Annotated in this window: 19 protein-coding genes and 1 pseudogene; 15 read left to right on the plus strand and 5 right to left on the minus strand. The window is 73.7% G+C overall.

Going from position 1 to position 19984, the window contains the following annotated elements; translation table 11 throughout:
* Positions 1–81 precede the first annotated feature (81 nt).
* Positions 82–1164, minus strand: coding sequence for an NAD(P)-dependent alcohol dehydrogenase (locus tag ACN260_RS10525; protein WP_422755777.1), 1083 nt, complete (start codon positions 1162–1164; stop codon positions 82–84).
* A 72-nt stretch (positions 1165–1236) separates the two neighbouring features.
* Between ACN260_RS10525 and ACN260_RS10530 the strand changes: the two genes are divergently transcribed.
* The 11 genes and pseudogenes from ACN260_RS10530 to ACN260_RS10580 form a co-directional block, all read left to right on the plus strand.
* Complete coding sequence (locus tag ACN260_RS10530; RefSeq protein WP_422755778.1) at positions 1237–2706, plus strand: aldehyde dehydrogenase family protein; 1470 nt, start codon at positions 1237–1239, stop codon at positions 2704–2706.
* On the plus strand, positions 2703–3935 hold the full coding sequence (locus ACN260_RS10535) for a PucR family transcriptional regulator (RefSeq protein WP_422755779.1): 1233 nt from the start codon (positions 2703–2705) through the stop codon (positions 3933–3935). The genes ACN260_RS10530 and ACN260_RS10535 overlap by 4 nt, the downstream gene beginning before the upstream one ends.
* A gap of 172 nt (positions 3936–4107) precedes the next feature.
* Entirely contained in the window at positions 4108–5130 is a 1023-nt protein-coding gene (locus tag ACN260_RS10540; RefSeq protein WP_422755780.1) for an alcohol dehydrogenase catalytic domain-containing protein, read from the plus strand.
* Complete coding sequence (locus tag ACN260_RS10545; protein WP_422755781.1) at positions 5127–6602, plus strand: amidohydrolase family protein; 1476 nt, start codon at positions 5127–5129, stop codon at positions 6600–6602. The genes ACN260_RS10540 and ACN260_RS10545 overlap by 4 nt, the downstream gene beginning before the upstream one ends.
* Entirely contained in the window at positions 6599–7678 is a 1080-nt protein-coding gene (locus ACN260_RS10550; RefSeq protein ID WP_422755782.1) for a BMP family ABC transporter substrate-binding protein, read from the plus strand. The genes ACN260_RS10545 and ACN260_RS10550 overlap by 4 nt, the downstream gene beginning before the upstream one ends.
* Positions 7679–7715: 37 nt before the next feature.
* A complete protein-coding gene (locus tag ACN260_RS10555; protein WP_422755783.1) occupies positions 7716–9293 on the plus strand; it encodes an ABC transporter ATP-binding protein in 1578 nt (525 codons plus the stop codon).
* Entirely contained in the window at positions 9293–10597 is a 1305-nt protein-coding gene (locus tag ACN260_RS10560) for an ABC transporter permease (protein WP_422755784.1), read from the plus strand. Before ACN260_RS10555 ends, ACN260_RS10560 begins: the two co-directional genes overlap by 1 nt.
* On the plus strand, positions 10594–11508 hold the full coding sequence (locus ACN260_RS10565) for an ABC transporter permease (RefSeq protein ID WP_357761296.1): 915 nt from the start codon (positions 10594–10596) through the stop codon (positions 11506–11508). The genes ACN260_RS10560 and ACN260_RS10565 overlap by 4 nt, the downstream gene beginning before the upstream one ends.
* Before the next feature lie 353 nt (positions 11509–11861).
* Positions 11862–13073 carry a helix-turn-helix domain-containing protein gene (locus ACN260_RS10570; RefSeq protein ID WP_422755785.1) on the plus strand — a complete coding sequence of 404 codons (1212 nt, stop codon included), beginning with the start codon at positions 11862–11864 and terminating at the stop codon, positions 13071–13073.
* Positions 13074–13261: 188 nt separating this feature from the next.
* Positions 13262–13432, plus strand: coding sequence for a hypothetical protein (locus tag ACN260_RS10575; protein WP_422755786.1), 171 nt, complete (start codon positions 13262–13264; stop codon positions 13430–13432).
* 61 nt (positions 13433–13493) lie between these two features.
* A pseudogene (locus tag ACN260_RS10580) lies at positions 13494–13559 on the plus strand (hypothetical protein); the annotation flags it as partial.
* A gap of 473 nt (positions 13560–14032) precedes the next feature.
* Here ACN260_RS10580 and ACN260_RS10585 read toward each other — a convergent pair.
* Complete coding sequence (locus tag ACN260_RS10585; RefSeq protein WP_422755787.1) at positions 14033–14209, minus strand: hypothetical protein; 177 nt, start codon at positions 14207–14209, stop codon at positions 14033–14035.
* Positions 14210–14290: 81 nt separating this feature from the next.
* Between ACN260_RS10585 and ACN260_RS10590 the strand changes: the two genes are divergently transcribed.
* Complete coding sequence (locus tag ACN260_RS10590) at positions 14291–14620, plus strand: hypothetical protein (protein ID WP_422755788.1); 330 nt, start codon at positions 14291–14293, stop codon at positions 14618–14620.
* A 109-nt stretch (positions 14621–14729) separates the two neighbouring features.
* Here the strand turns inward: ACN260_RS10590 and ACN260_RS10595 are convergent, their stop codons facing one another.
* Positions 14730–15758: an aldo/keto reductase gene (locus ACN260_RS10595; RefSeq protein ID WP_422755789.1), complete on the minus strand. Its 1029-nt coding sequence runs from the start codon at positions 15756–15758 to the stop codon at positions 14730–14732.
* 223 nt (positions 15759–15981) lie between these two features.
* Between ACN260_RS10595 and ACN260_RS10600 the strand changes: the two genes are divergently transcribed.
* From ACN260_RS10600 to ACN260_RS10610, 3 genes are all read left to right on the plus strand, one after another.
* Positions 15982–16395: a VOC family protein gene (locus ACN260_RS10600; protein ID WP_240762839.1), complete on the plus strand. Its 414-nt coding sequence runs from the start codon at positions 15982–15984 to the stop codon at positions 16393–16395.
* Positions 16383–16835: a nuclear transport factor 2 family protein gene (locus ACN260_RS10605; RefSeq protein WP_422755790.1), complete on the plus strand. Its 453-nt coding sequence runs from the start codon at positions 16383–16385 to the stop codon at positions 16833–16835. The genes ACN260_RS10600 and ACN260_RS10605 overlap by 13 nt, the downstream gene beginning before the upstream one ends.
* Before the next feature lie 101 nt (positions 16836–16936).
* Positions 16937–17692, plus strand: a complete 756-nt coding sequence (locus ACN260_RS10610; RefSeq protein ID WP_158224267.1) for an IclR family transcriptional regulator — start codon at positions 16937–16939, stop codon at positions 17690–17692.
* A gap of 21 nt (positions 17693–17713) precedes the next feature.
* Here the strand turns inward: ACN260_RS10610 and ACN260_RS10615 are convergent, their stop codons facing one another.
* A complete protein-coding gene (locus ACN260_RS10615) occupies positions 17714–18547 on the minus strand; it encodes an IclR family transcriptional regulator (RefSeq protein WP_422755791.1) in 834 nt (277 codons plus the stop codon).
* Between the two features lie 49 nt (positions 18548–18596).
* Positions 18597–19931, minus strand: coding sequence for a hypothetical protein (locus ACN260_RS10620; RefSeq protein ID WP_422755792.1), 1335 nt, complete (start codon positions 19929–19931; stop codon positions 18597–18599).
* Between the last annotated feature and the right edge of the window lie 53 nt (positions 19932–19984).

A 19984-nucleotide genomic window follows, 5' to 3' on the forward strand; every position in this document is an offset into this window, starting at 1 on the left:
CCAAGGGTAATGTCGCTCACATTGCGAGACAATGTTTCACGATGAGATGCAGGGATGTTGATGGGTGGGTGGCACCCCTGCTCAGAGGGTCAGGACGGCCTTGCCGACCTCGCCGGAGCGCAGCGCCGCCACCGCCTCGTTGATCTGCGTGAAGGGGAACCGGGTGATCAGGCGGTCCACCGGGAAGTTGCCGGCGGCGTGCAGGTCCAGCAGCTTGGGCAGGAAGACCTGCGGCAGGCTGCTGCCGCCGATGATGCCGGTGATGCTGCGGCCGTTGAGCACGCTGCGCCACTCGAAGCTCATCTGCTCGCTCGGGCCGATCCCGACCACGCCGCACCGGCCGAGCGGGCCGAGCGACTCGACCGCGAGCCGCAGCACGTCCTCCCGGCCGGTGGTGTCGATCGCGACGTCGAAGCCGTGCGGGGCGATCGCGGTCAGCAGCTCGCGCGGGTCGCCGTCGGTGGAGTTCACCCCGTGGGTCGCGCCGAGCAGCCGGGCCGTGTCCAGCTTGCCGGCGTTGACGTCGACCGCCGCCACGACGGCGCAGCCGGCCACCCGGGCGGCCAGGATCGCCGCCACGCCCACCGCGCCCGCGCCGAAGACCACGAGCGAGGAGCCGACCTCCGGGCGCAGCACGTTGAGCACCGCGCCGGCACCGGTGCCGAAGCCGCAGCCGAACGGGCCGACCACGCCCAGGTCGATCTCCTTGCTGATCGGCACGACCGCGCGGGCCGGGGCGACCACGTGACTGGCGAACGACGACTGGCCCAGGAAGTGGCCGTTCACGGGCTGCCCGTCGCGGGAGAGTGCCGAGCTGCCGTCCGGCCGGCGGCCGGTGAAGTTGACCGCGTCGAACCGGCGGCAGTAGGCGGGGTTTCCGCCGCGACACAGCGGGCAGTCGCCGCAGGAGGTGAAGCTCATCGCGACGTGGTCGCCCGGGGAGACGCCGGTGACCCGCTCGCCGACCTGCTCGACGACTCCGCTGCCCTCGTGGCCGAGCACCGCCGGGGTGGGGAAGAAGTTGGCGAACTCCAGGTCGGTCGCGCAGATCCCGACGCTGTGCACCCGGACCAGCACCTCGTCCGGTCCCGGGTCGGCGAGGTCGATCTGCTGGAGGGAGAACGGCCCTCCCGCGTTCTCCAGCACCGCCGCTGTGATCCGCACGCGCCCTCCTAGTGACTCACAAAGCGAGATTGCATCTTGACATGCGAAACGTGAAGGGTCAAGGATTCGCACATGGCTGACCTGGACATTCCCACCGCCCGCCAGCTCGTCGACGGCGACTGGACCCCCGCCGCCGACGGCGGTGAGCTGCCGGTGCTCGATCCCGCCACCCGGGAGCCCATCCAGTCGGTGGCCCGCGCCCGCGAGGTGGACGTCGACCACGCCGTCGCCGCCGCCCGCCGGGCCGCCCCCGGCTGGGCGGCCACCTCGCCCAGCGAGCGGGGCGCGATCCTTTCGCGCTGGGCCGCGCTGATCGGCGAGCACGTCGAGGAACTCGCCGCGTACGAGGCGCGTGACGTGGGCAAACCCCGCTCCGGCGGGCGGCTCAACATGTACATCACGCAGGGCATCGTCGACTACTTCGCCGGGGCCGCCGACAAGCTCACCGGGGTCACCCTGCCCACCCGTACGCCCGACTACTTCGGCTACACCCGGCCCGAGCCGTACGGCGTCTGCGCGGTGATCATCCCGTGGAACGTGCCGGCCGTGCTCACCGCCGCCAACGTCGCCCCGGCCCTGGCCGCCGGCAACACGGTGGTGCTGAAGCCGTCCGAGGTCGCCCCGTTGTCGCCGTTCGCGCTGGCCGAGCTGGGCCGCCGGGCCGGCCTGCCGCCGGGCGTGCTCAACGTGGTCACCGGGCTCGGCCCCGAGGCCGGGGTGGCGCTCACCGGGCACGCCGACATCGACCACATCAGCTTCGTCGGCTCGACGGTGACCGGCCGCTCCGTCATGCGCGCCGCCGCGCAGCACCTCGTCCCGGTCAAGCTGGAGCTGGGCGGCAAGTCCCCGAACGTGGTCTTCGCCGACGCCGACCTGGACGCGGCGATCCCGGCGATCATCGCCTCGATCACCGAGAACGCCGGGCAGAACTGCTACGCCGGCTCCCGGCTGCTGGTCGAGGAGTCGATCCGGGCGGAGGTGGTCGAGCGGGTCGCCGCCGGCATGGCGGCCGTCCGGACCGGCCCCTGGGACCAGGACCTGGACATGGGTCCGCTGGTCAGCCAGGCCCAGTACGAGCGGGTCCGGGGGTTCCTGGCCGAGGCCCCGGCCGCCGGGGCCCGGCTGGTCGTCGGTGGCGAGCCGGCCACCGCCGCGTTCGACGACGGCTGGTACGTCGCCCCGACCGTCTTCGACCAGGTCGACTCGGACATGCGGCTGGTCCGCGAGGAGATCTTCGGCCCGGTGCTGGCGGTGCAGGGGTTCCGGGGCGTCGACGAGGCGGTGGCGATGATGAACGACACCGACTTCGGTCTGCTGGCCTGCATCTGGACCACCGACGTGTCGCGCGCGCTGCGGGTGGCCGGGCTGGTCCGCGCCGGGCAGGTCGCGGTGAACCAGTTCCACGACGCCGGGGTGATCGGCTTCCCGTTCAACATGCAGAAGGAGAGCGGCTTCAGCCGGGGCGGCGGTTACGCGGCGCTGCGCGAGTACACCCAGGAGAAGGCTGTCGCGGTCCGGCTGCTCGACCGACCGTCGGCGTGAGCCGATCGGGTGAGCTGGCGGCGGCCCGCCCGCGGCTGGCCGTCGCCGCCGCGCCCCCACCTGCCGCGTTCGCCCAGTGGCTCGCCGAACTCGCGTTCGGCGGCGCCGGCTGGCCGGAACTGCTGGCCGCGGTGGCAGAGCGGACCGGTGCGGCCTGCCGGCTGGTGGCCGAGACGGGCGAACTGCTCGCCGACAGCGACGGCGCGGGCGGTCCCGGGCGCGACGCCCCGCCGGACGACGTCCGCCGCGCCCTGGCCGCCGGCCGGGCCGGCGGTGCGGGGCCGGGGGGCGTGCCGGCCACGGTGCGCTGCGCCGACGGGTGGACCGGCCGGGCGGTGGCGGTCGGCGCGGGGCCCCGACGGATCGGCGCGTTGCTGGTGGCCGAGCCGGTCTCGGCCGGGCAGTGGGAACTGGCGGCGGCGGCGACCACCGCGCTGTTGATCGAGGCGGTCCGGCACGAGTCGCCGCCGCCCGTCGTGCGGGACGCCCCGACGGTGCTGCGGGCCCTGCGTGACGGCCCCGGCGGTCCGGCCGGATCGGGGTCGCCGCCCCGGCTGGGCGAGGCGGAGCTGCTGCGGGCCGGTGCGGCGCACGGGTGGCGGCTGGACCAGCCGCACGCCGTCGCCGGGATCGCGTACACCGGGGAGCAGCAGCGCCGCTGGGCGTCCGCGCTGAGCTGGCTGGACCGGCCGGTGCTGGCCGAGGGGCGGCTGGCCTGGACCCTGCTGCACGGTGACGTCGAGCGCGAGGTGACCCGGCTGCGGGCGAGGCTGGACCAGATCGTCGGCCCCGGGCAGGTCCGGGTGGTCGCCGGGCCGCTGGTGACCGGGCCGGCCCGGACGGCGGCCTCGTTCCGCGACGCGGACCGGCTGCTGCGGCTGCTGCTGCGTTCCTCGGACGGGCGGCCCGAGCTGCCGTTCGGGCAGGCCGGTCTGGCGCAGGTCCTGCTGGCGGTGCCGGACGAGCGGCTGCGCTGGTTCGTGCACCGGCACCTGGGGCCGATCGCCCACCGCGACGACCTGCTGCGCACCCTGGACTGCTGGTTGGCGACCGGGGGCAGCCGGCAGGCGGTCAGCGAACGGCTGCACCTGCACCGCAACTCGGTGGGCTACCGGGTGGGCCTGATCAAGCGGCTGCTCGGGGTCGACCCGCTCGACCCGCAGACGGTCGCGGTGCTGCGTACGGCGCTTGTCGCCAGGGAGTTGCTGGCCGCGTCCGAGGCCGGTTGATCCCCTGGTGGGTGGCCTGTGAGCGGCCTGGACGCCCGGCTTCGTTAACCGTTCCGCCTCTTTTGCGGCAAGCCGTTGACACGCCGCCGCCCCACAGGCAGAGTACGACCCCAAGCAGCGAGAATCACAATGCAAGACGCCATATTGACTGGTAGACCGTGGGGAGGTTGCGATGCGGGCGATGGTCCAGACCGGTTTCGGCGGCGCCGAGGTGCTGAGCCTGCGGCACCTGCCCGACCCCGAGCCGGGCCCGGCCGACGTGGTCGTCCGGGTGCACACCGCCGCCGTCAACCGCCTCGACCTGCTCCAGCGGCGCACCGCCCTGCTCCCCGGCTTCGAGCTGCCCCACGTCGGCGGCATGGACGTCGCCGGCCAGGTCGACGCCATCGGGCCGCAGGTCACCACGGTACGCCCCGGCGACCGGGTGCTGATCGACCCGACCATCGGCTGCGGAACCTGCGCCACCTGCAAGGACGGCCAGCCGGGCTACTGCGCCACGCTGGCCGTGGTCGGCGGCAACCGCCCCGGCGGCTTCGCCGAGTACGTCACCGTCCCCGCCACCGTCGTGCACCGGGTGCCCGACCACGTCGACCTCGCCGAGGCCGCCGCGCTGCCCACCGCCTGGAGCCTCGGCTGGCACGCCGTGCACCGCGTCGGCGGCGTCCGCGCCGGGGAGTGGGTGCTGGTGCAGGCCGCCACGAGCGCGGTCAGCATCGCCGCCATCCAACTCGCCCGCCGGGCCGGCGCCCGGGTGCTCGCGGTGGCGCGTACCGAAGCCAAGCGGGCCGTCGCCGCCGACCTCGGTGCGGACGTGCTCCACCTCGATGAGCACACCGCCGAACGGGTACGCGAGCACACCGACGGCCACGGCGTCGACCTGGTCGTCGACCACGTCGGCACCGCCACCTGGGCCACCTCGCTGGCCAGCCTGCGCACCGGCGGCCGGATCGTGCTGCTCGGCAACACCACGGGCGACCAGGTCAGCTTCTCCCTCTCCGACGTCTACCGGCGGGGGCTGCGGCTGCTCGGGGCCGGGGCGTACCGCCCGGCCGACTTCGCCGACATGCTCGACGCCTACTTCACCGGCGGCCTGCGGGTGCTCCGCGGCGCGGAGTACGCGCTGGCCGACCTGGCGCAGGCGTACGCCCGGCAGGAGTCCGGTGACCTCGTCGGCAAGATCCTCGTCCGGCCATGACCACCACCCCGACGGCGGCCACCGTCGACCCCCGCCCGGCGGACCTGCTGATCGTCGACGCCGAGATCGTCACCATGGACCCCGACCGGTCGGTCGTCCCCGGCGGCACGATCGCCGTGGTCGACGGCCGGATCGCCGCGGTCGGCCCGGCGGCGACCCTGCGCGCGGCGTACCCGGGCAGCCCGGAACTCGACGCCACCGGCTGTGTGGTCGTCCCCGGCCTGGTCAACGCCCACCAGCACACCACCGCCGACCCGCTGGTGCGCAGCAGCATCCCCGACGACGTCCCGGCCCGGCAGGCGATCTTCGACTGGATCGTGCCGCTGCACGCCGCGGTCACCGGCGACGACGACGAACTGTCCGCCACCCTCACCGCCGTCGAGTCGCTCAGCTACGGGGTCACCACCCTGCTGGAGCCCGGCACGGTGGCGCACCCGCTGCGGGTCGCCGCCGGGCTGCGTACCGCCGGCATCCGGGCCCGGGTCGGCGGCTGGGGCTGGGACGCCGACGACGCGCCGTACGCCCAGCCGGCCGCCGACACCCTCGCCGTGCAGGCCGACACCGTCGCCGCGCTCGCCGGCGACCCGCTGGTCACCGGCTGGATCACCCTGGTCGGGCACGACCTGGTCAGCGACGCGCTGTTCACCGGCGCGGCGGAGCTGGCCGAACGGCTCGACGTGCCGATGACCTGGCACCTGTCGCCCGGCCCCGAGGACGCCGCCGCCTACGCCGCCGCCGGCCGGGCCCGGCCCGTACGCCACCTGCGCGACCTCGGCGTGCTCGGCCCCCGGCTGCTGCTCGGCCACGCGGTCTGGCTCGACGACGCCGAGGTTGACGCGCTCGTCGGGACCGGCACCGCCGTCGCCTCCTGCCCGGGGGCCTACCTGCGGCTCGGGCAGGGCTTCACCCGGGCCGGCCGGCACACCGCGCTGCGCCGGGCCGGTGGCCGGCTCGCGCTGGGCTGCGACTCGCACAACGCCGGGGACACCCCCGACCTGTGGCGGGCCGCCCGACTCTTCGCCGGCCTGGAGCGGGACCGGGGCGTCCCCGACCCGCTGCGCGCCGACGAGGTCTTCGCCCTGGCCACCGTCGACGGCGCCACCGCCGTCGGGCTCGGGGCGCTGACCGGCTCGATCGAGGTCGGCAAGGCCGCCGACCTGGTGCTGCTCGACACCCGGACCATCCTCTGGACCCCGCGCGGTGACCTGCCCACCCAGCTCGTCTGGGGCGCGGCCGGGCACACCGTCCGGGACGTCCTGGTCGACGGCCGGCTGGTGGTCCGCGACCGGCGGGTCACCACCGTCGACGTCGACGCCCTGCGCGAGGAGGCCGCCCAGCGTCGGGCCGCCCTGCTGCGCCGGGTCGGCATCGACATCCCCCCTCGCTGGCCCAGCGTGCCAGCGACCGAGTACTCCGCGCGCCGGTCCGTGCCGGGCGGCGCGCCGACCCCACGTGAAGGGAAAGCACCATGACAATGAGGATTGGTCGGGGTCCGGCGGCGCTGCTCGCCGGAGCGCTGGGGTTCGCCCTGGTCGGTTGCGCGAGCAACGACGCGACCGCGCCGTCGGCGGAAGGGTCGGCCAGCAGCGGTACGGCCCCCGCCGGGCAGCCGGACGCCAACGGTGACGGCAAGGTCGTCATCGGCGTGCTCAGCCCCGGTGACATCAACGACAACGGCTACTACGAGAGCTTCGTCGTCGGTGCCGAGAAGTTCGCCACCGAGAAGGGCTGGCAGGTCATCAAGCGCGGCAACGTGCCGCCGACCGAGGCGCTCAGCGCCGCCCGCGCGCTGTGTCAGCAGGGCGTGGACCTGGTGGCGCTCGGGGCCTCCGAGCTCAAGGACGCCATCCCGGCCTCCGAGGAGCCGGTCTGCGCCAAGACCTCCTGGTACGTGCCGTCGTCGGAGAACATCCCGCAGACGCCGCGGGTGACGCTGTCCAGCGACGACCCCAACCAGAGCATGCTCGCCGCCGGGTACGCCACCGGCCTGGTCATGCAGGCCAAGAACGCCACCAAGGCCGGCTTCGTCACCGGCATGGAGGCCGACTTCTCGGTCAACGCCGCCAAGGCGTACAAGGCCGGCATCCGGATGGTGGTGCCGAACGCGACCCTGGTGACCACCTACACCGGTGACTTCAACGACTCGGCGAAGGCCCGGGAGGCCGTCCAGGCGCAGATCAGCCAGGGCGTCAAGGTCGTCTACCCGTACCTGGGCGGGGCCACCGACGCGGCCGCCAAGCTGGCCAACACCGGTGGCGCGCTCACCCTCACCCCGGGCACCGACCGGTGCGACTCGACCGACCCGCGCTTCGACATCTCGGTCATCTTCGACCCGGGCGCGTACTTCGCCGCCGCGCTGGAGCTGTTCGCCAAGGGTGAGATGACCCTCGGCACCACCAAGAAGTGGGAGCTGGGCAAGGACCCGTACCCGGCCGTCAAGATCTGCAAGGCGACCCCGGAGCAGACCCAGAAGATGGACGCCTTCGTCGCCGACGTGGCCAGCGGCAAGACCGACACCGCCGCGACGGTCGCCAAGCTCGGCTCCTGACCCCCGCTGCCCGACGACCAACGAGGTGTAACGGACTGTGGACGTTGACGACCAGCTGACGCCGGCTCTCACCCTGCGCGGGGTCAGCAAGCGTTACGGTCCGGTTGTCGCCTGCGACGCCGTGGATCTCGCCGTACGACCCGGCGAGATCCACGGCCTGCTCGGCGAGAACGGGGCCGGAAAGTCGACCCTGATGAAGATCCTGCTCGGGTTGGTACACCGCGACGCCGGCACCATCACGCGCGGCACCGAACCGGTCGAGATCGACAGTCCGCAGGTCGCCGCCGACCTCGGCCTGGGCATGGTGCACCAGCACTTCAGCCTGATCGAACCGCTCACCGTCTGGGAGAACGTCATCCTGGGCGACACCGGGCGGATCGACCGGGCGGCGGCCTGCGCCCAGGTCGAGGAGGTGTCCCGGCGCTACGGGCTGCCCATCGACCCGCACGCCCGCATCGACCGGCTCTCCGCCGGGGAACGGCAGCGGGTCGAGCTGATCAAGTGCCTGCGCCGTGACCCGTCAATCCTGATCCTGGACGAGCCGACCTCGGTGCTCACCCAGGCCGAGTCGGCGGAGCTGTTCACCGTGCTGCGCCGGGTGGTGCAGGCGGAACGGCGGGCGGTCATCCTGATCAGCCACAAGCTCGCCGAGATCATGGCGGCCACCGACCGGGTGACCGTGCTGCGGCGCGGCGCGGTGGCGTTCCACGGCGCGACGAAGGACACCACCGCCCAGCAACTCGCCCGGCAGATGGTCGGCCGGGAGGTGTCGTTGCAGTCCGAGAGCGCGGCACTGGGCCTGCTGCCCGTCGAACGTCCCGAACCGGTCGACGGCGTCGCCCCCGCGGCGGGGAACCCGACGACGCCGGAGCAGCCGGCGGCGCTGCGGCTGCGCGAGGTGACCCTGCTCGTCGGCGGCCTGCCGGTGCTGGACAAGCTCAGCCTCGACGTCGCCCCCGGCGAGATCGTCGGCCTGTACGGGGTCGAGGGCAACGGCCAGGCCACCGTCGGTGAGCTGCTGTCCGGGCTGCTCGTCCCCGACTCCGGCACCGTCGAGATCGAGGGTCGCCCGGTCGACCTGGTCCGGCCCGGCGCGCTGCACACCGCCGGACTCGGCATCGTGCCCGAGGACCGGCACCACTCCGGCGTGGTGCTCGACATGAGCGTCGCCGAGAACCTGGTGATGAAGTCCCTCGCCGGGGTCACCGCACGCGGGGTGCTCAGCCGGCGGAAGATGCACCGGATCGCCCAACGGCAGATGGCCGAGTTCAACATCGTCGCGCCCTCGCCGGACACCCCGCTGCGCAGCCTCTCCGGCGGCAACCAGCAGCGGGTGGTGCTCGCCCGGGAGCTGTCCGCCGGGCCGAAGGCGCTGGTCGCCGCGCAACCCACCCACGGGCTGGACGTCGGCGCGATCGAAGACATGTACGTGCGGCTGCGGCAGGCCGCCGCGGAAGGGGTGGCGGTGTTGCTGATCTCCACGGAACTGGAGGAGGTGATGGCCCTGGCCAACCGGATCGCGGTGATCTCCTCCGGCCGGATCGTCGGGGTGCTCCCCACCGCCGAGGCCACCGCCGAGCGGCTCGGCATGCTGGTCGGCGGGGTGAGTCACTGATGGCCACCCTCGGTATCGACGGCACCGGGCAGCGGCTGCTGCGCCGGCTCAACCCCGGCCCCGGCGGCTGGCAGGTCGGCCTCGCCACCGTCGCCACGGTGGGCGTCGCGCTCGGCCTGTCCGCCCTGCTGATCGCGGTCACCGGCGGCTCACCGGCCGCCTCCACCAAGGCCCTCTACCAGGGCAGCATGGCCACCCCGGCGGCCTGGTCCACCTCCCTGCTGTACGTCGCGCCGCTGCTGCTGGTCGCCGTCGGGGCCTGCGTCAGCGCCCGCTCCGGCTTCTTCAACATCGGCCAGGAGGGGCAGGTGCTGATCGGCGCGCTCGCCGGCGCGTGGGTCGCCCTGCGGCTGGCCGTACCCGGCCCGCTGCTGCTGGCCCTGGTGCTGCTCGCCTCGGTGGTCGGTGCCGGCGTCTGGGCCGGGCTCAGCGCGCTGATGTACCGGTTCCGGGGCGTCAACGTCGTGGTCAGCACGATGCTGATGACGTTCCTCGCCCAGCAGCTCATCTCGTTCGCGGTGAACACCCCGTGGCTGCTCCAGGAGTCCCGGCTCGGCCGGGGCACGCTGTCCCCGCAGTCCAACCCGGTGCCCGAGAACGCCCGGCTCGCCTCCCTCGGCGAGTACCCGAACCTCCAGCTCAACGGGGGTCTGGTGCTGGCCGTCGTGGTGGCGGTCGTGCTGGCGCTGGTGATGGCGCGTACCCGCTGGGGTTTCCGGTTGAAGATGGTCGGCCTCAACCCGGCGGCGGCCCGGCACGCCGGGGTACGGGTCGGTGCCCTCGGCGGCATCGCTCTGGCGATCTCCGGGGCGCTGGCCGGCCTGGCCGGGGCGCTGCTGCTGACCAGCCCGGTCAGCACCAACCGGTTGCAGCCGGGGATGTCGCTCAACATCGGCTGGGACGGCCTGCTGGTCGCCCTGGTCGCCCGGAACAACCCGCTGCTGGCCATCCCGGTGGCGGTGCTGTTCGGCGTGCTGCGGGCCGGCGGCAGCTTCCTGGCCGCCACCGGCGTGCCGTCGTTCCTGGTCGACGTGGTCAAGGCGCTGCTGGTGCTGGCGTTCGTCGCACCGCCGGTGGTGATCGGCATGCTGCGCCGACGCCGCCTGGCCGACCAGCCGGCTGCCCCGACCACCCCGACCACCCCCACCGCCCCGGTCACCGCGCCCGAGCCGACCGACCCGCCGGCCCCGGCCACCCCGACCGCGTCGGTGCCCGGCCCCCGCGGCACCGCGCCGGAACCGGCGGACCCCGGCGACGCCGGGACCGCCGGCACCAAGGACGCCATGGAAGGCAGGTTGGCATGAGCGCCGCCGACAACATCGCCACCATCCTCTCCAGCGGGGCCCGGCTCACCGTGCCCCTGGCCTTCGCCGCCTGCGGGGAGTACGTCGCCCAGCGCGCCGGAACCCTCAACATCTCCGTCGAGGCGATGATGCTCGGTGCGGCGTTCGGGTCGATCGCGGTCGCCAGCGCCACCGGCAGCGCCACCATCGGCCTGGTGGCCGGCGCGCTGGTCGGGGTCGCGGTGGCGTTCGTGCACGGCATCCTGTCGCACCGGGTGCAGATCAACACGTTCGTCGTCGGCCTGGTGCTCAACGCGCTGGTGCTCGGCCTGACCAGCTACCTGATCACGGTGAGCACCTTCACCGGCCACCAGGTCTGGCAGGTGGACGTCCCGGTGCTGCGCGACATCCCGATCATCGGCCCGATGCTGTTCGTCCAACGCTGGCCGGTCTACCTGCTGCTGGCGGTGGTCCCGCTGACCTGGTGGCTGGTCGAGCGCAGCCGGTGGGGGCTGGAGCTGCGGGCGGTGGGGGAGAACCCGCAGGCCGCCGACGTCAGCGGGATCGAGGTCAACAAGCGACGGCGGCAGGCGCTGCTGTGGTGCGGGCTGCTCGCCGGGCTCGGCGGGGCGTACCTGGCCGTCGGCGAGGTCGGCTCGTTCAACCAGAACATGACCGCCGGCCGGGGCTACCTGGTCATCGCGGCGGTCATCTTCGGGGCCTGGCGGCTCGGCCGGACCCTGATCGGCTGCGTCGTGTTCGGCCTGGCCGACGCGATGCGGCTGGCGCTGCCGGCGCTCGGGGTCACCATGAACTCGCAGCTGCTGATCGCCGCGCCCTACCTGCTGGCCCTGCTGGCGATGCTGGTGTTCGCCACCGCCCACCGCGAACCCCGTGCCCTGGCCCAGCCGTTCCAGCGCGGCACCACCTGACGGGGAATCCCCGACCCCGGTCCGCCCACACGGCGCAGCGGCCACCCTCCTCCGGTGGCGGTCGCTGCGCCGTGTGGGTTTCTGGGTCGGCACCCGCCCGCCGTGGGGGTCGTTTCTCGTTGCTCACGAGGACCCGGCGACGCTTCTCGCTATTTCGCCGATGTGGCGGTATCGGAGTGACGCCGACCCCCCAACATCGGCGAAACTGAGTCGATCGGAGCTGCCGCCTAAGGGTCGGCGGGCGACGTCTCGGCGTGGAACGAGGGGGTTATGCGCTGGCGGGACGGTCGGTAGCGTTGGTGTGACGGCGGTCGGTTGGTCGGCGGTACATCCTGCACTGACTGGAGGTCGGGGTGGATTCCTTGCCGGAGTTGACGTTCGGGCAGCGGTTGAAGGTCTACCGGGAGCGCTCCGGAAAAACTCGCGCGGTACTCGGTGGGCTGGTCGGCCGGAGTGCCGAGTGGGTCAAGGCGGTGGAGACCGACCGCATCCTGCCGCCGCGCATTCACATGCTGGACCGGATCGCGCGTGCCCTCAAGATCGACGTCTCCGTCCTCGCCGGGGAGCTGGGCAACCGGTCGGCCGTGGTCAACGGCCCGGAGCATCCGGCACTGGCATCGGTGCGGGACGCGGTGAACCGCTTCGCGATCCTCCGGGACGCTCCGGCCGAGTCATTGCCCAGCCTGCGGGAGCGGCTCGCGGCGGCGTGGCGGGCCCGTCATCAGGCATCGGATCACCGAACGGTGCTTGGCGCGTTGCTGCCCGGGTTGCTGCGGGACGTGCAGCACGCCGCCCTGGCGTACGAGGGCGCGGAGCGGCGACAGGCACAGGCGTTGTTGGCCGAGACGCTCGGGCTGGTACAGATGTTCCTTGCCTACCAGCCCGCAGCCGAGTTGATCTGGCGGGTCGCGGATCGGGCGATGGTGGCGGCACAGGAGTCGGGCGAGCCCGAGGCCCTCGCCCACGCCGGATGGTTCCTGGGGCAGGTCCACCGGGACACCGGCGACTGGGACACCGCGATGGCGGTGACGCTGGACGTGCTGTCGGCTCTGGAATCCCGGGCGGCCGAAGGGGAGGCAGGGCTCCTCGCCCTGTGGGGAGCGCTGAACTTCGAGGCCGCCTACACCGCTGCTCGGGCGGGGGAGGAGGGCCGGGCGTGGCGGTACTGGGATCGCGCGGACCGGGTCGCGCAGCGCCTGCCACAGGGCTTCTACCAGCCGCAGACGTCGTTCTCCCGGGTCACCATGGGTGCTCACGCGGTGACCGTGGCGGTGGAGTTGCAGAAGTCCGGCGAGGCGGTGCGGCAGGCGCGCCGACACGAGGCGGCGGCGATTCCGTCGAGGCCGCGTCGGGCGCGGCACCTGATCGAGGTCGCCCGGGCGTACTACGGAAAGGCCGACAAGGAGACGACCGTGGCGATGCTCCGGCAGGCGTACGAGTCAGCGCCGGAGACGATCCGCTTCAACGGGTACGCCCGTCAGATCACCCTGGACCTGCTCGATGGTCCACGGTCCACCCGAGACGAGGCCCGTGACCTCGCGGTGAAGGTCGGGCTCATCCCGTAAACCGGGGTAGGAACCCTACCCGCTCCCCGCCGTGACCTTGCGTAGCTTCTCCGGCACGGGATGTGGCGAGTGGTGCGGCTTCGTCTGCTCGCCACGTCTCCCGCACGGGGGCGGACCGTCCCTGTGACCCGGGCGCGGCAGTGGTGAACTCTCGGTACACCGTCGCGCCCTTGCGGAAGGGGACGCAGGTGGGCGACGAAGAACGTGATCCGGGTGCGAGCCGGGGTGAGCGGATTCAGGCGGTCGAGCGGGAGGCGGCGCGGCAGCGGTTGCTCGCGCAGGCCGAGGCGGAGCGGATTCCGGTGGAGGAGACGACGCGGGCGGTGCCGGATCGGCGGTGGCGTCGTGGAGGGCGGTGAGTTGTTGCCGGTGGGTCGGCGGGTGGCGCACTGGCGGGGGCGGCGTGGGTTGTCGCAGCAGGTGTTCGCCGACCGGTTGGGTAAGTCGAAGAGTTGGGTGGACAAGGTCGAGCGGGGTGTCCGGACGCTGGACAAGGTGTCCACGCTCCAGGACATCGCCGCTGTCCTGCGCATCGATCCGGGTGTGCTGCTCGGCCGGGACCTCCAGGCAGCGGACGTGTCCGGTCCGGTCGAGGGGGTCGCGCAGATGCGGGAAGCCCTGTCGACGTACGACGTCGCGGTGGGAAGGCCGTCAGCGCCGGGCCGGGTCGTGCCGGCGGATCGTGTGGGGCGGGACGCCACCCACGCCTGGGTCGCCTTCCAGCATGCCCGCTATCCGCAGGTGACCGGGATGCTCCCGGGGTTGGTGGGTGGCGCGCAGCGGGCCCGTGCCGGTGATCCGGTCGGGGGCGGGCCGGTGCTGGTGGAGGTGTACCGGCTAGCCGCAGCGCTGCTGGTCAAGCTCGGTGAGGTGGATCTGGCGTGGTTGGCCGCCGATCGGGCGATGACCGCCGCAGCCGGGGAGGTGGTGTCGATGGCTGCCGCGACCGTGCAGCTCAGTCAGGTGTTGCGGGCGTCGGGGCGGGCACGGGTGGCCCGTTCGACGGCGCTGGCCGCCGCGTACCGGATCGCCCCGCCCGACCCCGGCGCTGCGTCCGCCCCGGAGTTGTCGCTGTGCGGGACGCTCGTCGTGCAGGCGGCGTTGGCCGCCGCCCGCGACGGCGACGACCGCGCCACGGCCGCGTTACTCGACGAGGCCGCCGACATGGCCGTCCAGGTCGGCGACGGCCACGACCACCACCGGACCGATTCGGACCGGTGGCGGTGGATCTGGCCCGGGTCACCGCCGCCCTCGACCTGGGCGAGGCGGGAGAGGCGGTGGCCTGGCACGAGAAGACCACCGGCCGCGACGGCTGGCGGTGGCTACCTGCGGAACACCGCGCCGGGCACCTGCTCGACGCCGCCCGCGCCTACCTGGACGCCGGTGATCCGGGCAACGCCTGCCGGGTCCTGGTCGCGGCCGAGCGCACCGCTCCCTGCGAGGTGCGCCTGCGGCCCGCCGCCCGCGCGGTCCTCGCCCGCCTGGTCCGCGACCCGTACGCCCCCGCCACGGTCATCCACCTCGCCACCACCCTCCGGGTGCCCTGACCACGACCGCGCCACCGTTGGGCGCTGTTGTGCCGGTGTGGCGGTATCAGAACGCTCTGATACCGCCACACCAGCGCAACAGCGTCAACGACGGCCGCCGACGGCGACGTCAGGGGCGGCGGCGGAGGGTGGCGTCGGTCAGGGCCGGTACCCGGTAGCCGGCGTCGGCCGGGTTGACGTCGTGGCCCGGCCGGACCAGTTCGTCGATCCGGTCCAGCACGTCGGCCGGCAGCCCGGCCGGCTCCCCGGCGGGCAGTTGGCTGCGCAGTTGGGCGAGGGTACGCGGGCCGATGATGGCGCTGGTGACCGCCGGGTGGCTCAGCACGAACCCGAGCGCCAGGTCGATCAGCGTCAGGCCGCTCTCGTCGGCGAGGGTGGCCAGCTCGTCGACCAGGGCGAGCTTGCGGTCCCGGGCGGCGGCGTCGCGGAAGTCGAAGTGGTCGCCGTTGCGCCCGGCGCGGGAGTCCGCCGGTACGGCAGTCGACCGGTACTTGCCGGTCAGCCAGCCGCCGTTGAGCGGGCTGAACACCAGCACGCCGAGCCGGTACCGGGCGCTGGTGGGCAGGGCGGCGGCCTCGACGCCCCGGGTGAGGACGGAGTAGCCGAGCTGTTCGGTGGTGAAGCGTTCCCGCTGCCGGCGTTCGGCCACCCACTGCGCCTCGACGATCTGCTCGGCGGGGAACGCCGAGGTGCCGATCATCCGGACCTTGCCCTCCCGGACCAGGTCGGTCAGCGCGCCGAGGGTCTCGTCGACGTCGGTGAGCGGGTCGGGGCGGTGCACCTGGTAGAGGTCGATCCAGTCGGTGCCGAGCCGGCGCAGGCTGCCGTCGACCGCCTGCCGGATCCAGCGGCGGGAGTTGCCCCGGCGGTTGCGGTCGTCGCCCATCGGCTCGTGGAACTTGGTGGCCAGCACCACGTCGTCGCGCCGGCCGCGCAGCGCCCGGCCGAGGATCTCCTCGGACTCGCCGTGGGCGTACACGTCGGCGGTGTCGACCAGGTTGATCCCGGCGTCGAGCGCCTCGGCGACGATCCGGTGGCACTCCTGCTCGTCGGTGTTGCCCCAGGCGCCGAACATCATGGTGCCCAGGCAGAGGGTGCTCACCTCGACCCCGGTCCCACCCAGTCTGCGGTACTGCATGATCCGATCGTCCTCCCGTACGCGATGTGCCCCCCACGCTGGCACGCGGGCCGGCCGCCGGCACCGTCCCGGCGCGTCGAAGCTGACCCGCCGGCTTTGTGTCCCCGGCACATCGACCCGGCCGTCGAGCGGTGAATAGGCTGGTGGACGCGATAGTGATGGACATTTCGGTACGGTGGAGGTAACAGTGGCGACCGGCCTGACCCAAGCCCGATGGACGCATGTGGCGTTGCCTACCGGCGACCTCGACAAGGCGATCTCGTTCTACACCACGCTCACCCCGCTGGTGGTCGTGGAGCGGTTCGCCGACGCCGACGGCGAGAGCGTCTGGCTCTCCAACGACAAGCAGGTCGAGACCCCGTTCGTGCTGGTGCTCGTCTCCTTCAACAAGGACAAGGGCGGCCAGCTCGGCCTGCTGCACCCGTTCGCGCACATCGGCATCGAGGTGCCGCAGCGTTCGGACGTCGACGAGATCGCCGGGCGGGCCCGCGAGCTGGGCTGCCTGCACTGGGAGCCGCGCCAGATGCCGCCGCCGGTCGGCTACATCTGCGCGCTGAAGGACCCCGACGGCAACGTCATCGAGATCTCCCACGACCAGCAGGTCTTCGACACCGTGCGGCGTCGGTGGGGGAGCTGACCGCAGCGTCCACCCGCGCCGCCGTGCAGCGGTACCTGGCGGCGCTGAACGCCCACGACGCCGATGCCGTGGCCGGCTGCGTGAGCGCCGACTTCGTCAACGAGCACACCGCCGCCCTCGGCCGGACGGTGGTCGGCCGGGCCCGCTACCGGGCCCGGCTCGACGGCTTCCTGGCCGAGTTCGTCGACCTGCGCTACGAGGTGGAGGAACTGCTCGCCGACGCCGACCGGGCGGCGGTGGCGTACCGGATGTCGTTCCGGCTGGCCTCGGCCGGCCGGGCCCCGGTGCGCATCCGTGGCGTGTTCCGGTTCCGGGTCGACGCCGACGGCCTGATCGCCCACCGGGTCGACTACTGGGACAGCGGCGAGGTGCACCGTCAGCTCGCGGGAGCACCCGATCCGCCGCCCGTCCCCGGTTCGGGGGCGGGCGGCCCGGCGTAGCCGGCTTCCGGATCCGGCGGGCGGTGGTGTCCGTGTCGCCGGATCCGGCCCGTGCTCGGTAGAGTTCGCCTTTCGGTGGACGGCGAGTGCGAGGTGACGCGGTGACGGGCGGAGTCGACGAGTCGGCCGGTGACGCGCCGGCGATCCAGACCGTGCAGCGGGCCGCCACCATCCTCCAGGCGTTCTCCGTGGAGCGGCCCCGGCTCACCCTGGCCGAGCTGACCGCCGACCTGGCCATCAGCCGGGCCACCGCGCACCGGTACGCCCGCGCGCTGCGGGCGGCCAACCTGCTGCGTTTCGACACGGCCACCGCCACCTACACGCTGGGCCCGCAGGTGCTGGCGATGGAGGCCGCCGCCCGCGCGGCGCTGCCCATCGTCACCGCCGCCGAGCCGCACCTGGACCGGCTCACCCGGCTTACCAACCAGACCTCGGTGCTCAGCGTGTGGAACGGTGAGGCGCCGACGGTGGTCCGCTGCATGGACAACACCAGCGGCGACGTGCGGCTCAGTGTGCGCACCGGCTCGCCGTTGGATCTGCTCCGCTCGGCGCAGGGCCGGGTCTTCTGCGCCTACCTGTCGGCCGCCGAGGCGCCCGCCGTGGCCCGCCAGTTGCGGCTGTCGGCGGGCCTGCGGGCCGTCGTCGAACAGGTCCGCCGGGACGGTTTCGCGGTCAACTCTCCGGAGGATTTCGGGGTACGCGTGCTGGCCGCGCCGGTGTTCGAGCGGACCCAGGTGGTGGCCGCCCTGGCGGTGCTGGGCACCAGCACGGCGCTGTCGGGCGCGGTGGAGGCCGCCGCGGCGGACAGTCTGCGGTTGGTGGCCCGGGAGTTGTCCGAGGCGCTCGGCGCGGGCTGAGGCCCCGGCGGCCCGCCGACGTCAGCGGTGACCGTTGCCGCCGGCCGTGGCGCGCTGACCGTTGCCGTCGACCGGCAGGTGGCCGTTGCCGCCGCTGCCCAGCTCGGCGGTGACCAGGGCGGCGACGCGTTGCAGGGCGATGGCGAGCGGGCTGTCGGTGCCCTCGGGGACCGAGGTGGTGGTGCCGACGATGGCCATCGCGGCGATCAGGGTGCTGCCCCGGAAGATCGGCGCGGCGATGCTGCGGACCCCGTTGGCCGAGGGCGTGTTGGCCGAGATGCCGGTCCGCCGGATCTTCTCGATCTCCCGGCGCAGCTCGGCGGAGGCGGCGATCTCGTCGGCCAGCCCCGGCACGTCGGCCTCGGGGAGGAAGGCGCAGAACACCCGGCCCTGGGCGGATTCGGTGCGCGACAGCCGGGAGCCGGTGCGCACGCTGACCCGGATGACCCGGTCGGTGTTGTCGTCGGCGCGGACCACCACGGCGGTGTCGCCGTCCCAGACGCTGAGCACCACGGTCTCGTCGATCTCGCGGACGAGTTGCTGCATGCGCGGGCCGGCGATGCTGATCACCGGCATCGCCGCGCGGGCGGCGGCGGAGAGGGTCAGGATCTGCGGGCCGAGGGAGTAGAGTCCCTCCCGCTCGTCGTAGCGCAGCAGGTTGCTCTCCCGCAGCGCCTTGGTGTAGCGGTGCGCGGTCGCCTTGCTGGTGCCGAGGCTGGCGGTGAGTTCGTTGAGGCTCAGGCGCGGACGTGCCGCCGTGAACGCGTTGAGGATGACCGCCGCGCGCTGCACGGTCTGGATCGCCGGTGAGCTGGGGTCAGCGCTCTTGACCGGCGAAGGGGCATCGTCCGCCATCTGGATTCCTTTGTGCGCAGAGTGAGACAGTATCATGGCATATGACACGTCAGCCTGTCGATGCCTGCTGGTGGCGCAGCGCGATGTCGGCGTACAACCGGGCGAAACGCACCAGTTCCGCCAGGGCGTACCGCTCCCGTCGCGGGTCGGCCGGATCGGGCGGTAACGCCGGCGGGCCCAGCCGCACGGTGGGCACCCCCCGGGCGCGCAGCACCACCCCGTCGGTCGACCCGGTCCACCCGCGCAGCGGCACCGGCGGCCGGCCGTACGCGGCGAGCCAGGCGTCGCCGGCGTGCCGGCAGATCGGCGCGGTGGGCGGGGTGGCCGCGGCCGGGTGGGCCGGATGTCCGGCCACGGCCAGCCCGCAGTCGGCCAGCGGGGTGTTGCGCAGCCGCCGGGTCAGGGTGGCCCGCAGCGCGTCGGTGATCTGCCGCGGATCGTCGCCGGGCACCGTGGTCAGGTAGAGGTGCAGGTCCAGCACCCCGGGCAGCAGGTCGGGCTTGCCCGGCTGACCGGCGCGGACCGCCCCCAGGCCCAGTTCCGCCCCGACCTGGGCGTCCGGGTCGGCCCGCTGGGCCAGGTGGGCCCGGCGGAACTCCTCCAGCGCCTCGACCACCACGCCGAGGTGGGCGAGCAGCCCGCCGGGGGGTGTGGCGGTGTCCCGGAACAGCGCCGGGTGGAATCCGCTGGACAGGCGTACCCGCAGGAACATCGCCCCCGGTTCGGCGGTGAGGATGCCCGGTGGGCTGGTCTTGGCCACGATCGCGGCGGCCGGCCGTGGCCGCCCGCGCAGGTGGTGCAGGACCCCGCCGGTGGTGGGGGCCGGCGCGACGCCGTCCTCCGGGCCGGCGGTGGGGTCGTCGCGGTGGGTGCCGGTGGCGGCGAGCAGCAGGGTCAGCCGGTGTGGCCGGCCGGCGGCCCGCAGGGTCTCGGCAGCGGCGGCGTAGCCGACCAGGGCGGCGGCGGCCGCGGCCCGGGCCACCCCGAGGCCGAAGCCGCTGACCACCTCGTTGGCCGGGCCGGACAACTCCAGCGCGGGGGCGGGGGTGTGCCGGCCGGTGATCGGTGCGTCGAAGTCGGTCCCGCCGGTCAGCGAGGTGTCCAGGTGCGAGTAGATCAGCAGTTCGGGGTGGTCGCCGAGGTCGGAGCCGCCGACCAGGTTGGCGCTGTCGGGCGTGGTTGCCGTGCGCTCCAGCGGGTCGACCCGCCAGGGCAGCTCCGGCCAGCGGGTGGTGGCCCAGTCGGCGACCCGGTGCGCGGTGGCCCGTTCCCGGCCGTACGGGCTGGGCTGGGCGGTGAGCGCGGCCAGGGCGTCGACCAGGGTGGCCTCGTCGACCGCCCGCGCGGCGGCGTGGCGCAGGGGCGCCGGTACCTCGTCGTCCATCCGCTCCCTCTCGCCAGCGTGACTTCATTCAAGATGACGTCTCGTATGTTGAC

Source organism: Micromonospora sp. WMMD708 (genome assembly GCF_049315245.1).
In the GTDB taxonomy this organism is placed as follows: domain Bacteria; phylum Actinomycetota; class Actinomycetes; order Mycobacteriales; family Micromonosporaceae; genus Micromonospora; species Micromonospora wenchangensis.